The organism is uncultured Shimia sp., from assembly GCF_947493595.1.
GTDB lineage: Bacteria > Pseudomonadota > Alphaproteobacteria > Rhodobacterales > Rhodobacteraceae > Shimia.
In genome coordinates this window covers 417,478-431,226 of sequence record NZ_CANLRL010000002.1, presented here as the reverse complement: position 1 = coordinate 431,226, position 13,749 = coordinate 417,478, and the positions used below count along the sequence as shown (strand labels likewise).

Annotated in this window: 12 protein-coding genes; 4 read left to right on the top strand and 8 right to left on the bottom strand. The window is 56.6% G+C overall.

What is annotated here, in order from left to right:
• Positions 1-4 precede the first annotated feature (4 nt).
• From galE to Q0955_RS07600, 3 genes are all read right to left on the bottom strand, one after another.
• Positions 5-988: a UDP-glucose 4-epimerase GalE gene (gene galE, locus Q0955_RS07610; protein WP_299422561.1), complete on the bottom strand. Its 984-nt coding sequence runs from the start codon at positions 986-988 to the stop codon at positions 5-7.
• Between the two features lie 23 nt (positions 989-1,011).
• Positions 1,012-1,905, bottom strand: coding sequence for a UTP--glucose-1-phosphate uridylyltransferase GalU (gene galU, locus Q0955_RS07605; RefSeq protein WP_299422553.1), 894 nt, complete (start codon positions 1,903-1,905; stop codon positions 1,012-1,014).
• Positions 1,906-2,103: 198 nt separating this feature from the next.
• Positions 2,104-3,180, bottom strand: coding sequence for a polysaccharide biosynthesis/export family protein (locus Q0955_RS07600; RefSeq protein ID WP_299422540.1), 1,077 nt, complete (start codon positions 3,178-3,180; stop codon positions 2,104-2,106).
• A gap of 458 nt (positions 3,181-3,638) precedes the next feature.
• Here Q0955_RS07600 and Q0955_RS07595 point away from each other — a divergent pair, with 458 nt between their 5' ends.
• Positions 3,639-5,486, top strand: a complete 1,848-nt coding sequence (locus Q0955_RS07595) for a nucleoside-diphosphate sugar epimerase/dehydratase (protein WP_299422527.1) — start codon at positions 3,639-3,641, stop codon at positions 5,484-5,486.
• Between the two features lie 6 nt (positions 5,487-5,492).
• On the opposite strand, the gene Q0955_RS07590 is transcribed toward Q0955_RS07595, so the two are convergent.
• Genes Q0955_RS07590 through cysQ form a run of 4 tightly spaced genes read right to left on the bottom strand, consistent with a single transcriptional unit; the run spans position 5,493 to position 9,413 of the window.
• A complete protein-coding gene (locus Q0955_RS07590) occupies positions 5,493-6,521 on the bottom strand; it encodes an SDR family NAD(P)-dependent oxidoreductase (RefSeq protein WP_299422517.1) in 1,029 nt (342 codons plus the stop codon).
• Positions 6,518-7,819 (bottom strand): glycosyltransferase, encoded by a 1,302-nt coding sequence (locus Q0955_RS07585; protein WP_299422508.1) that lies wholly within the window; start codon positions 7,817-7,819, stop codon positions 6,518-6,520. The genes Q0955_RS07590 and Q0955_RS07585 overlap by 4 nt, the downstream gene beginning before the upstream one ends.
• A complete protein-coding gene (locus tag Q0955_RS07580; RefSeq protein ID WP_299422501.1) occupies positions 7,816-8,616 on the bottom strand; it encodes a manno-octulosonate cytidylyltransferase in 801 nt (266 codons plus the stop codon). The genes Q0955_RS07585 and Q0955_RS07580 overlap by 4 nt, the downstream gene beginning before the upstream one ends.
• Entirely contained in the window at positions 8,616-9,413 is a 798-nt protein-coding gene (cysQ, locus tag Q0955_RS07575) for a 3'(2'),5'-bisphosphate nucleotidase CysQ (protein WP_299422484.1), read from the bottom strand. The genes Q0955_RS07580 and cysQ overlap by 1 nt, the downstream gene beginning before the upstream one ends.
• 118 nt (positions 9,414-9,531) lie before the next feature.
• On the opposite strand from cysQ, the gene Q0955_RS07570 reads away from it, so the two are divergent.
• Positions 9,532-10,353 carry an ABC transporter permease gene (locus Q0955_RS07570; protein WP_299422476.1) on the top strand — a complete coding sequence of 274 codons (822 nt, stop codon included), beginning with the start codon at positions 9,532-9,534 and terminating at the stop codon, positions 10,351-10,353.
• Positions 10,350-10,946: an SH3 domain-containing protein gene (locus Q0955_RS07565; protein WP_299422469.1), complete on the top strand. Its 597-nt coding sequence runs from the start codon at positions 10,350-10,352 to the stop codon at positions 10,944-10,946. The genes Q0955_RS07570 and Q0955_RS07565 overlap by 4 nt, the downstream gene beginning before the upstream one ends.
• 23 nt (positions 10,947-10,969) lie before the next feature.
• On the opposite strand, the gene Q0955_RS07560 is transcribed toward Q0955_RS07565, so the two are convergent.
• A complete protein-coding gene (locus Q0955_RS07560; RefSeq protein WP_299422459.1) occupies positions 10,970-11,584 on the bottom strand; it encodes an alpha-ketoglutarate-dependent dioxygenase AlkB in 615 nt (204 codons plus the stop codon).
• A gap of 206 nt (positions 11,585-11,790) precedes the next feature.
• Here Q0955_RS07560 and dnaK point away from each other — a divergent pair, with 206 nt between their 5' ends.
• The gene (gene dnaK / locus Q0955_RS07555) at positions 11,791-13,707 is read left to right on the top strand and encodes a molecular chaperone DnaK (protein WP_299422447.1); all 1,917 of its coding nucleotides are present in this window, start codon (positions 11,791-11,793) and stop codon (positions 13,705-13,707) included.
• Positions 13,708-13,749 lie beyond the last annotated feature (42 nt).

The following is a 13,749-nucleotide window of genomic DNA, read 5'->3' as shown; positions in this document are numbered from 1 at the left end:
AGGATTACTTGTCGTAATACCCGGTCTGATGCCATCTCCATGCATCGGCAATCATCAGGTCCATTTTGGAGCGTTTCGGCTCCCACCCTAGCTCTTTCTCGGCCCGTGTCGAGCCGGAGACCAGCTTTGTGCAATCCCCTGCACGGCGTGGACCCTCATTGTATGGCACTTCGCGATTGGTCACCGCACGCGACTGGTCAATCACCTCACGCACGGAAAATCCGGTGCCGGTGCCCAGATTGAACACGCGACTGCCATGCCCATCCAAAAGACGCTTCAACCCAAGCACATGGGCATCCACAAGATCGCAGACATGCACGTAGTCACGAATGCAGGTGCCATCGGGCGTGTCGTAATCGGTGCCAAAAATGGTCAGCGCATCGCGTTTTCCGTCAATCGCATCCAACATAAGCGGGATCAAATGGGTTTCCGGCTGGTGGAACTCGCCAACCTCGGCATCCGGATCCGCCCCCGCCACATTGAAGTACCGGAAGATCACGGAATGCAGCCCATACGCCGCATCAAAGTCACGCAACATGTCCTCAATGGCCCGCTTGGACGCGCCATAAGCATTGATCGGCAATTGCTCGACACTCTCGTCCAAGGTCACGTTGTCGTGGTCACCATAGGTCGCACAGGTGGAGGAAAACACAAAGTTGCGCACGCCGGCATCCACCGTCGCTTCAATCAGATTCAGCGAGCCCTGCACATTGTTGCGCCAGTACTTGCCCGGCTCCTTCATGCTTTCGCCAACCTGGGACAATGCTGCAAAATGCATCACCGCAACCGGTTCATATTTGGCAAACATCGCATCCAGTTGCCCACGGTCAAGCAAGTCCCCTTGCTCAAACGGGCCAAACTTCACCGCATCTTCCCATCCGGTCACGAGGTTGTCGAAAGTAACAGGAATAAAACCTGCATTGGCCAATGCTTTACAGGCGTGCGAGCCAATATAGCCCGCGCCGCCAGTGACGATTATGTGGTTCACAATCGTAGTCCTTTCAGGGAGTCTTATTCCGCCGCGCGACGCGCCACCACCAGCTCTTCAAGATACTGGGACAACTCATCACGCAGATCGTCTCGCTCTAGTGCAAAGGCCACAGTCGCCTGCAAGAAGCCCGCTTTGGAACCACAGTCGTAACGGCGTCCCTGGAAGCGATAGCCAAACACATTTTCACCTTTGGCAATCTCGGTGGCAATCGCATCGGTCAGCTGGATCTCACCGCCCGCGCCTTCACCCTGTCCTTTGAGGTTGGTGAAGATGTCCGGCGTCAAAATATAACGGCCAATCACCGCCAGATTGGACGGCTCGGTCCCTGGTGCAGGTTTCTCCACCATGCCCTTAACAGAAACCATCGCCCCCATGTCTTCTTTCACATCCAGCACGCCATAGGAGGAGGCTTTTGCCGGCGGCACTTCCATCGCCGCAACCATGCAGCCACCGGTTTCCTGATAAGCATCCACCATCTGCTTGAGACAGGAAGTTTCACCGGCAATCACATCATCCGGCAGGATCACAGCAAATGGCTCATCCGCCACCAAACGGCTGGCACAGGCCACCGCATGTCCAAGCCCCATGGCTTTGTGCTGACGAATATAAGCAATTGCACCACTTTCCATATTGGTGGCTTCCACAGCCTCCAACAGCTCGGTCTTGCCTTTTTCGCGTAGGGTTTGCTCCAATTGGGGCGCACAGTCGAAATAGTCCTCAAGCGCACCTTTGCCGCGCGAGGTTACAAAGATGAATTCCGTGATTCCCGCCTCACGCGCTTCGTCAATCGCATATTGGATCAGCGGACGATCCACCAATGTCATGATTTCCTTGGGTACTGATTTTGTCGCCGGCAAAAACCGGGTCCCCATGCCCGCTACAGGAAAAATGGCCTTGGTAACTTTACGCTGCATTAGTCGCTCTCTCTGGTCACTGTGCTGTGGCGTCACATAGTTGGACACCAACCTACAAACTATCGATTAAGTGATGAAAATTCTGTTTCAAATTACTTTTGGCGATAACACGATTTTGCGTCCATTTCTACACAAACAAAGCAAGCCGTTCGTGTCTTGCCAACGTCGCCTTTCTAACGTGCGGTTTTTACAACCGCATTAGTTAAATGCGTTCGATATCGCAAACATCGAACCCAACAAAGCAATCACCGCCTGGGCTGGCTTCACCGCCGACTCACTGGCAACCACGATATCTGCCGGCTGCACATGAAAGTTCTTGGCACCAAACAACTCGTCTGCCTTGGTCAGATCAAACCGGAAAATCACGTGCTGCGACGATGGACCTGTCCCATCTTGACGGACGGCGGACTCCGGATACTGACGCAACACAAATAGCCCCTGCGGGTTGGCGCGGGCGTCATTCAAGCCCCCCAACAAAGACACCGCCTCAAGCGCGGTAATGTGCTCCTGGTGGAAATAGACCAGCTCTTCCTTGGTGGTAGAACCTACCGCTATAAAATAGCGCTCTTCTTCCTCAACAATCAGTTGATCGCCACCGCGCATAATAACGTTCTTGGCTGGATCTTTCAGCAGGCTATCCAGTGGGATTTCGTAAGACTTTCCTTGACGCTGCAACCGCACCAGCGGATTTTTTATGCTTTCACTCACTCCACCGGACTGCGCAACTACCGACAGGATAGAAACATTGCGATCCGAAAGCGGCAACCGGCTGGGCGACGCCACACCAGTGACGACATCCACCGAATTGGCCGGTCCGGGCGTAACATCAATCTGAACCTGAGCGGACGGTGCAATCGGTGTCATCTGCCCCTGAATTTTTTCACGTGCCTGATACGGCGTTAGCCCGGCCACCATAATATCATTCACGTATGGCACAAAAATCGTGCCTGCTTCCGTGACCTCCACTGGCCGTAGTGGCACGGACCGGTCCGCCGGACCAAGCAACAGCGAGTTTTCCTGATTGTCCCAAACCGTCAGCGTGACCCGATCGCCGGTCTGGATGACCCGGCTTTTCGGCCCCGGCGCGCGGGCAAACCAATGGTAATGGCCGTGCCAGCCGGTCTCAGGCCACTTACCGATCTGGGTGACATTTTTTCGGGAAACTTCTGTGACCTGGATATCTTCGGGCACCGCAGACTCGCCGACGAGTTCAGACGCGATAGGGCCACCACGCGGTAGCGAGCACGCAGCAATGGAAAGCATGGCCAGCGCCAATACTGCCTTCAAACTCAAGTGCCCCATAACTTGCCTCATAAAATTTTCCACTCTTTTAGAACCGGTTTCCGCACAAAAACAAGCACCGATTGTTAACTTTTACCAAGACTGTGTCCCGTCTGACTCCGTGACGTGTCGGTGAAGGTACCAACGCTTCCTCTTGTGCAAGAGGCCAATATGCCTCCAATTTGGGCACGCTCATCAAAGGATCGGCAGTTATTAACAAAAGCACTAGAAACCAATTCAAATTTTTCAAAACCTGTAATATAAGCAATCTGTGTTTGCCCCAAAGCAGCGCAACCAGACGACCCACGACAAATACTCTCCGGGAAGAACTCCCACATTTTTGAGCGAAGTCTCAAGACGTATTTTTAGACGATCTTATTTGACCCGATTTGTGAGCAAACATTATGCTTTTCAAAGTCCTATCCAATCTGACGCATTTTCAGAAAGCGTGCGTGCTTTTGCTCGTCGACTTGTCAGCCGCTGCGCTCGCGCTCTGTTTGGCCTTTTCCAACACCACCGAATCGACTTCCTGGACCACCGTTGCCTGGTACCTTCCGATTGTGCTCGCTCTTAGCGCCATTACCTTGCACGGCCTTGGCCTAAACCGTGTAAAATTAAACACTTTTGGCATGGACGAAGTTGCCAAGGTGGTGGTGGTTGCCGTCGTTGTATCCGGCATTGGATACGGTGTGACCAAAGTCTTTGGCCCGTCGTATTTCACTGTCGAAACTATGGTAGAATTTGGCGCATTGTTTGCCTTTCTCTCGGTTGGCAGCCGCTTTCTCATGCTGCGCATCGTCGAGCGGATCTACGCCTCCCAAATGCCGCGCAAACAGGTGCTCATCTATGGCGCGGGGCAAACCGGTCAGCAAATGGCCGCCGCCCTGCAAACCGATGACGAGTTCAAAGCCTTTGGATTTGTTGACGACGATCCAGGCCTCTTAAAGCTCACCATTTTAGGCCTGAAAGTGCACTCACCAAAGCGCATCGCCTCTATCGTGCGGCGCAACCGAATTGACCGTGTTGTGCTCGCCATGCCCTCCGCCAACCAAGCTGTACGGCTACGGATTGGCAAACGCCTGTCTGGGTTGAACTGCGAAGTGCTGGCCCTGCCCTCCTTTGCCGACATTGTTTTGCGCGGCGAAGAAGTCACCGCTGCGGCGCCTATTAAGCTCGACAGCCTGCTTGGGCGTGATGCTGTGGAAAATGAGCTGCCCCAGACCGAAGGCACTTATCGCGACCATCGGATCCTCGTGACAGGCGCCGGTGGGTCCATTGGCGGCGAACTCTGTCGGCAAATTGCCCGATGCCGCCCCAAAGAATTGGTCCTGGTCGATCACAGCGAGTTTGCGCTTTATAAAGTTGCCAGTGAGCTGAAACAGGAAAACCCAGGTCTTCGCATGACTGCCGTTTTGGGCAGCATCGAACACCCGGAACTGATGCGTGAAATCTTAATCAAGCATCAGATCGAGGTGGTGTTCCACGCCGCGGCTTACAAGCACGTGAACCTGGTCGAAGCCAACGCCTTTGAAGGCGTGCGCAACAACGTGATTGGCACCCGTGTGTTGGCCGAAGAGGCGCGTCTGGCACGCGTGGATCGTTTCATCTTGGTCTCCACTGACAAAGCTGTGCGCCCGTCGTCGATGATGGGCAGCACCAAACGCATGGCGGAACTTGTCATCCAGGATCTCGCCAAACGGTCTGAGCACACCAAATTTTCCATGGTGCGCTTTGGCAATGTTCTGGGCTCTTCCGGCTCGGTGATCCCGTTGTTCCAGCAACAAATCCGCGATCTCGGACCAGTGACAGTGACCCATCCAGAGGTCACCCGTTACTTCATGACCATCGACGAAGCCGTGCGATTGGTTCTGCTGGCGGGCAGCTTCTCCCGCGGCGGCGATGTGTTTGTCTTGGACATGGGTGAGCCGGTGTCGATCTATGAAATGGCCCGCAAGATGATTGAGGCCGCAGGCCATTCCATTCGCGATGAAGACAACCCCGGCGGCGACATCGCAATCAGCTTCACGGGGCTGCAAACCGGCGAGAAAATGCACGAAGAGCTGCTCATCGGCAGCGACATGTTGACCACGCCACACCCCAAGATCATGCGGGCGCAGGAAAAAATGCTTTCTGAGCTGCAAGTTGCTAGCGCGCTGCAAGATCTCCGACGCGCCATCGAGGCCCGCGACCTCCCCCTGCTGACCGCGACCCTGCAACGCTACGTGGAAAACGAAGAAACCGAAGTTGCGGCACTGACTTCGCCCAAAACTCCGGCCCTCTCTGTTGTGGGTGAATCCTAAGCGCCTTTAAACGCTGTAATACTCGCGATACCACGCCACAAATTTCGCAACGCCCTCTTCCACGGGCGTTTGCGGAATGGTGCCCGTCAACTGCTCCAGCAAACTTGCATCCGCCCAGGTTGCCGGAACATCACCCGGCTGCATGTCCATGAAGTTTTTCTTTGCCTCTTGGCCAAGTGCGGCCTCAATGGCCGCCACATACTTCATCAACTGAACCGGCTGACCATTGCCAATATTGACCACCCGCCATGGTGCCACCGGGCTTAGGCTATCACCTGTGCGCGCCACGTCGCGTGCCTCCGCCGCCTCTGGCACAGCCTCAATCAGGTTCACAATCCCGGTCACCAGATCATCGATGTAGGTGAAGTCCCGGCTCATATCACCGTGGTTATAAATGTCGATCGCGCTGCCTTCCAAAATCGCCTTGGTGAATTTGAACAGCGCCATATCCGGCCGCCCCCAAGGGCCATAAACCGTGAAGAACCGGAACATCGTCGTCGGCAGGTGATAGAGATGCGCATAGGAATGCGCCATGACCTCATTGGCTTTCTTTGTGGCTGCATAAAACGACATCTGATTGTCTGTCTTATGGGTCTCTGCATAAGGCATCTCGGTGTTCGCGCCGTAAGCCGAACTGGTGGACGCCAACAACATATGCTGCGGCGGATAGGCCCGCGCGGCCTCCAGCAACTCAAACGTGCCTACAAGATTGGCCTCCACGTAGGAGCGCGGCGCATCAATCGAGTAGCGCACCCCGGCCTGCGCTGCGAGGTGGATCACCACATCCGGCTTGTGCGCCGCAAACAACCCCATCAACACGCCGTCACCTTCCAGCCGATCTTCCACAGCGGTGAACTGTCCGCTCTGCTTCAGGATCGCATGACGCCGCTCCTTTAAGGTCACATCGTAATAGTCGGTCATCGCGTCCAACCCGACAACCTTCCAGCCCTCCTGCAACAACCGCTCCGCGGTGTGAAAGCCAATGAACCCGGCGGTGCCTGTCACCAGCGCGGTACGTTGTTGATCCTGCGTCATGATCTGCTCCGTTTCTGAGCCTGTTGTTTTGATTGCAATCGTTTGGGAAGCAGTGTCTCCGACAAAAGCCGCTGGGCTGCAACCCGTTGAAATTCTTGCCTCAGGCGCGCGCCGTACCCGCCAATGCGGAACAATGACTGTCGCCGCTCGGACCGACCAAACAGCCCACCGCGTTGCAGCCAAAACCCGGCTGGATCAAACCGCACCGAATGGAACACGCCCGTACGTGAAAAGATGAACACTGAAGGGGATTTCCCGTCCTGAGCCGCCTGCTTGGCCTCGCGCAAAATTGCCTTGCGCCGCCAATAACGGCCAAAAATCACCACCTGCGTGCCGGTCTTTATCTCCAACGGCGCAAAGCCATCCGCCGCCCGCGTCAGTTCCGGTGTCTGGCCCAGCGCTCGCGTCTGCCCGTCCGCGTAGCCTTGATGCAGGCCGCGCATCAATCGCCGCACATCGCCCGGCATGATGTGACCCGCCACCATATGGCGCAACAATCGCCGCCGCTGCCCCTGACAGAATGACGTCCACACCGTATCCCGCTGGCCTTCCGGACAGTGCTTGCGCAGGAACATCGCCTTGCTCGCGCCAATCTCGCTCAGATCCCGCGGCACCCGCGCCGCTGTGCGCTGACGGTTCTCCGCAAAACCGTGATGCACCTCGGCACGCGGCACAATCGCGGTCTTATACCCCGCCGCCGCCAGCCGTAGATTCAGATCGGTTTCATCCAGATAGTAATGAAACGCCGGATCAAATCCGCCCAGTTCTGCCAACACCTCACGCCGAAACGCCATATTGGTGCCTTCGGTCTTGATCGCCCGCTCCGCATTGGGGGTCAGTACCACCGGATCATCACCTGTGACCTCAAGCGGCAAGCCCGCGCCCGTGCCATCCACGCTCTGCGCCTGCCATTGAAAACTGATCCCGTTGCGCCCCCGCACGAAGCCCCCTGCGGCCGCCACCTCAGGCTTGGCAAACGGCGCCGCCAAATGGTGCAGCCAACCGGTTTCCGGTACCGCATCATCATCGATAAACGCCACAACTTCGCCCGCGGCATGGGCAATGCCACGGTTGCGCGCCGCCGAGATATTGGGCGTCTCGTATTCCACCGTTTTGAGCTGATCGCCAAATGGCAAATCCTTGGCCGCCGCCAATCCCGCCGCATCCGCCACCACCACAACTTCAAATGCCGGGTAGCGCAGCTGTGAAATGCCCACCAAAGCACGCTTCAGCGCCTCCGGGCGCCGCCGGCTCACCACCACCACACTGATGGTAGGTTGTCCGGCGGACGGCATCATGCGGTGCCCATCTGCGCCATCATCGCTTCGATACGGGGCACGTCTTCAGGGTTGTTCAGCTCCCAGAACTGCCGCCCTCGTGCCTCTACCTCGACGCAGAGCACCTGCCGCCCTTGTTCCATGAACCGCAACTGCTCCAACCCTTCCAGCTGCTCCAGCGGCCCGGCATCCCAACGCGGATACGCACCCAGCGCCGATGGCCGGTAGGCATAAACCCCAACGTGGTGGAACACCGGCGTTTCGTCCTCATCTGCAAAGGTGGCATCGGTAAACGGCACCACTTCCTTGGAGAAATAGAGCGCGTGGCGATCTTTGGAAAACACCGCTGTGGTGCCGCCAACGCGCCCGGCCTTACGATCTTCCAAAAACCCGTTAAGCGCCCGCCCGTCACAGCGCAACACCGGCGTCGCCACCTCCGCCACCGGATCGCCGCGCAGACCGTCGACCAGATCTTCGACAAACCAGGCCGGTGTCAGCGGCGCATCGCCTTGCAGGTTCACCACAATCTCATAGCCGCCGCCCAAAACGTCAAACGCCTCGGCACAGCGTTCGGTGCCATTGGCGCAGGTGGGCGAAGTCATCACCACCTCTGCGCCAAAGGCTTCGCTTGCTGCCTTGATGCGATCGTCATCCGTCGCCACAACCACACGATCCACGCCTTTCACCGAAATGGCCGCTTCCCAGCTGCGCCGGATCAGGCTTTTGGCCTCTCCCGTTGCGCCTTTGAGTTCCGCCAGCGGCTTGCCGGGATAACGTGTGGACGCATATCGCGCCGGAATGACGATCAAGACAGACATCAGGCTTCTTTCAGCTCCACTTTTGGGGCGTAGGCAATGAAGAACGGGTTGGCAAAATCCTCTTTGCCGTACTTTAGCGGCGTGTGGTCATCAAAGCGCACAACGTCCCCACCAGCGCCCAACAGCACCGCGTGGCCCGCTGCCGTGTCCCACTCCATGGTTCGACCCACACGCGGATAGACATCCGCCTCGCCAGTGGCCACCAGGCAGAACTTCAGCGAAGAGCCCGCGCTCTTCAGGTCTTTGACGTTGTATTTGTTGATGTAATCATCGGTTGCCTGATCGCGGTGCGACTTGGACGCCACTACGTAAAGCGCACTGTTGTCGCTGTCTGCCACATTGATGGCTTTCACATCGCCCACAGTGTCCGGATCAAATGCCCCGGTCTCTTCCACCGCCTGACCATCGGCTTGCGTGAAGAACATCCGCTCCCGCGCTGGTGCATAGACCACGCCGCGCTGCGGCACGCCGTTTTCCACGTAGGCGATATTCACGGTGAAATCACCGCGACGGTGGATGAACTCCTTGGTGCCATCCAGCGGATCAACGATCAGAAATGTTTCGCCTTTCGCTGTGTGGCTCTCCGCCTGCTCTTCCGTCACCAACATCACGTCCGGAAAAGCAGCCCGCAAACCAGCCGAAATCAGCGCATCTGCCGCCTCATCCGCCGCCGTCACCGGGCTGTCGTCGCTCTTGACTTTCACGTCAAAGTCATCCGCCTGATAAATCTTCATAATTTCGGCACCGGCCTCAATGGCCAGTTTACGAATAACCGGAATCAAAGTGTCGTAATTCAATGATCTGCTCCTAAAAGGCATTTGTTGTTTATTTTCGTCGCGCCCCTTATGCTCTTTGCGTAACAGAACGGCAAGATTTCCCTGTCATCCTAAGGGCCCTCCGCAACCGGCACAGGCAATGTTTCAGCAATCCGCACCCAAAACGACCTTCGCGTCGGCGCTCAACATCGCCGAACTGATTTACCACGCCATTGTCCGCAGTGTGCGCAAAAGCCATGGCAACGCGCTGATGTCGATTGTCATGAACATGCTGCAAACCGTGATTTTTGTGATGGCGTTTTTTGTCATGTTCTCCGTGCTTGGCCTGCGCGGTGCCGCCCTGCGCGGAGACTTCCTCATCTACATCATGTCCGGCGTCTTCCTGTTTATGACCCACACCAAAACCATGGGGTCTGTGGTCAACTCCGAAGGCCCATCCTCGCCGATGATGAAACACGCGCCAATGAATACCATCATTGCCATTCTGTCTGCCGCGCTTGGCACACTCTATATTCAGGTTCTGTCTTTGGCCGCGATCCTGTTTGTCTATCACGTGGCCTTCACGCCATTTGATATCGACCAACCTGTTCCGACCTTTGGCATGTTGCTGGTGGCTTGGTTCACCGGTCTGGCCATTGGTACCGTATTTCTTGCACTAAAACCCTGGTTTCCGACTTTTGTGGGCATTGCCAACACCATCTACGCTCGCGCCAATATGATTGCCTCAGGCAAAATGTTTGTCGCAAACACCCTGCCGCCTTTCATGCTGGCGATGTTTGACTGGAATCCGCTGTTCCACTGCATCGACCAAGCCCGAGGCTTTGCGTTCATCAACTATTTCCCACGCAACTCTTCCATCGAGTATCCGATCATTGTTGGCGTGGTGCTGTTGATGGTGGGTCTGATGGGCGAATTCTACACACGCAAACACGCGTCCCTGTCTTGGAGTGCCCGCCGATGATCCGTCTGTTCATCGTTGCCCTGTTGTGGCCAATGTCCGTTTTGGCCGAACCCCTGCCGGCTCTCTACGATGTTGCGGGGGTTGCTGCTGACGATGTTCTCAACGTGCGTGCCGCCCCCACTGGTAGTGCCGAAAAGCTGGGGGAGTTGCTTCCGAATGACAAAGCCATCGAAGTCACTGCCATAAACGCTGCCAAGACTTGGGGCCGCATCAACTTGGGCGAAGTGCCTGGCTGGGTTTCCATGCGCTATATGACACGCCACGAAGACAACCCCGATTTTGCTTTGGCCCATGCTTTGACCTGTTATGGCACGGAGCCATTTTGGCGCGCCGACATCACCCAAGGTCAAGGGGTGACAATCAAGACGCCAGAAACCTCTACAGATTTTCCCGGCGCTGGATTGTTTGTGCAGGCCAATGGAACACCAGGCCACTACGCCATCGGTTTTGGCGAGTCTTCAGCACAAGTGACACGATCAGAGTGCAGCGACGGCATGTCCGATCGGTCGTTTGCATTGCGTGTCGGCCTGTTCCTGCGCCACGATCAAAGCCAAACCTTTTATTCTGGCTGCTGCTCCATCACCATGCACTAATAAGGCGCCCAACGCCTCCCCCTTCACACCGCCTCTGAAACCACGCGCAGTGTGATGTTGATCCGTCCGCCATCCGGCAAAAGTGATGAACTGCCAAATCGGATGCGGTCCACCCCGTGATAGGCCAGCCGTGCCGCCCCGCCCATCACCACCACATCTCCCGAGCTGAGCCAGACCGACTGCGTCTTACCGCCCCGCTCTGTGCCTCCCATGCGAAACAAACCTTCATCCCCGAGGCTCACCGACAGCACCGGAAACGAAAAGTCCCCCTCGTCATTGTCCTGATGCAACCCCATCCGCGCACCCTCGCCGTAGAAATTGATCAGACAACAATCCGGCTGACGCTCCAAATTGGTTATGTTTTGCCACAGGCGGAGCAAGCTCTCAGGGATTGCAGGCCAATCCATACCGTCTGGATGTTGCGCCTCATAGCGATACCCACGCCTGTCGCTGATCCACCCCAACCGCCCCGCGCTGGTCATCTTCACACTCATCTGCTTGCCGCTGCGAGTCACCGGGTGACGCATAGGGGCGGTCCGCACCACAGCCCTCAGATCCGCGACCATCGCCGCCTGCTCTTTGACATTCAACTGCGCTTTGAAGATCTCAAAACCGGCAATTTTTAAGGGTTCGGTCACTTTTCACCGCCTCATATCTAAAATGCAGCATAATTTGTAGCGAATCCGCCACAATCCCCCAATCGAGACGCTTGCAGCACAAATTCATGCTCCCTATATACGCTCCGAAGCGCATACCGGCACACCGTCGGAATGCAACTGGATCGAGGCTTGGATGCCACAACGGGTCCGACCTCGAAAATCGCCTTACGTGAAAGGGATCAAATATGAGCAAAGTTATTGGTATCGATCTCGGTACAACAAACTCCTGCGTAGCCATCATGGATGGTTCCCAGCCAAAAGTGATTGAAAACGCCGAAGGCGCGCGCACCACGCCGTCCATCGTCGCTTTCACCGACGACGAACGTCTCGTCGGCCAGCCGGCCAAGCGCCAGGCTGTCACCAACCCGGAAAACACCGTTTTTGGTGTGAAACGCCTGATCGGCCGTCGTCGCGACGACGCTGCCCTGGCCAAAGATCTGAAGAACATGCCGTTCTCCGTGGTCAACGGCGGCAACGGCGACGCATGGGTCGAAGCCAAGGGTGAGAAATACTCCCCATCGCAACTGTCCGCTTTCATTCTTGGTAAGATGAAAGAAACCGCAGAGTCCTACCTCGGCGAAGACGTGACCCAGGCGGTCATCACCGTACCAGCCTACTTCAACGACGCGCAGCGCCAGGCGACCAAAGACGCCGGTAAAATCGCTGGCCTCGAAGTGCTGCGTATCATCAACGAGCCAACCGCAGCCGCACTGGCCTATGGTCTGGACAAAGAAGACACCCAAACCATCGCGGTTTATGACCTCGGCGGCGGTACCTTCGACGTAACCATCCTGGAAATCGACGACGGCCTGTTTGAAGTGAAGTCCACCAACGGTGACACCTTCCTCGGTGGTGAAGACTTCGACATGCGCATCGTGAACTACCTCGCAGAGCAGTTCAAAAAAGAGCACAACGTCGATCTGACCAAAGACAAGATGGCTCTGCAGCGTCTGAAAGAGGCCGCAGAGAAAGCCAAGATCGAGCTGTCCTCCTCTTCCCAGACCGAGATCAACCAGCCGTTTATCTCCATGGACCCAGCCACAGGCACCCCGCTGCACATGGTCATCAAACTGACCCGTGCAAAGCTGGAAAGCCTGGTGAACGACCTGATCAAAGCCTCTCTGAAGCCTTGTCAGGCCGCTCTGAAAGACGCCGGTCTGTCTGCCAACGAGATCGACGAAGTTGTGCTCGTGGGTGGTATGACCCGCATGCCAAAAGTCATCTCGGAAGTGACCAAATTCTTCGGCAAGGAGCCACACAAAGGTGTGAACCCTGACGAAGTGGTTGCCATGGGCGCCGCCATTCAGGCCGGTGTTCTGCAGGGTGACGTGAAAGACGTGGTTCTGCTGGACGTGACCCCACTGTCCCTGGGTATCGAAACCCTCGGCGGCGTATTCACCCGTCTGATCGACCGCAACACCACGATCCCAACCAAAAAGTCTCAGGTGTTCTCCACCGCCGAAGACAACCAGAACGCCGTGACCATCCGCGTGTTCCAGGGTGAGCGCGAAATGGCTGCGGACAACAAGATCCTCGGCCAGTTCAACCTCGAAGACATCCCGCCTGCCCCACGCGGCATGCCTCAGATCGAAGTGACCTTTGACATCGACGCCAACGGCATCGTGTCCGTGGGCGCAGCTGACAAAGGCACCGGCAAAGAGCAGAAGATCACCATCCAGGCATCTGGTGGCCTGTCTGACGCGGACATCGAAAAGATGGTTCAGGATGCGGAAGACAACGCCGAGGCGGACAAAGAGCGTCGCGAGATGATCGAAGCCCGCAACCAGGCTGAAAGCCTCGTGCACGACACCGAAAAGCAGGTGGCGGAGCATGGCGACAAAGTGGACCCATCCACTGTCGAAGCCATCGAGCTGGCCGTGGCCGCACTGAAAGACGAGCTGGAAAACGAAGACGTCACCGCTGAGAAGCTGAAGTCCGGCATTCAGAACGTCATGGAAGTGGCGATGCGTCTGGGTGAAGCGATCTACAAGAACGCTCAGGAAGAAGCCGGTGAAGAAGCGCCAGACATGGACGCCGGTCCTGCGGCCGACGATGACATCGTTGACGCTGACTTCGAAGACCTGGACGACAACAAGCGCTAATCACAGCGTAACGGACCTGAAAATCGGGCCGGTCCGACTTCC

Coding starts and splice junctions, on each gene's coding strand:
- galU (WP_299422553.1), bottom strand. CDS start 1,905: ATGCAGCGTAAAGTTACCAAGGCCATTTTTCCTGTAGCGGGCATGGGG.
- Q0955_RS07590 (WP_299422517.1), bottom strand. CDS start 6,521: ATGACGCAGGATCAACAACGTACCGCGCTGGTGACAGGCACCGCCGGG.
- Q0955_RS07585 (WP_299422508.1), bottom strand. CDS start 7,819: ATGATGCCGTCCGCCGGACAACCTACCATCAGTGTGGTGGTGGTGAGC.
- Q0955_RS07580 (WP_299422501.1), bottom strand. CDS start 8,616: ATGTCTGTCTTGATCGTCATTCCGGCGCGATATGCGTCCACACGTTAT.
- Q0955_RS07570 (WP_299422476.1), top strand. CDS start 9,532: ATGTTTCAGCAATCCGCACCCAAAACGACCTTCGCGTCGGCGCTCAAC.
- Q0955_RS07565 (WP_299422469.1), top strand. CDS start 10,350: ATGATCCGTCTGTTCATCGTTGCCCTGTTGTGGCCAATGTCCGTTTTG.
- dnaK (WP_299422447.1), top strand. CDS start 11,791: ATGAGCAAAGTTATTGGTATCGATCTCGGTACAACAAACTCCTGCGTA.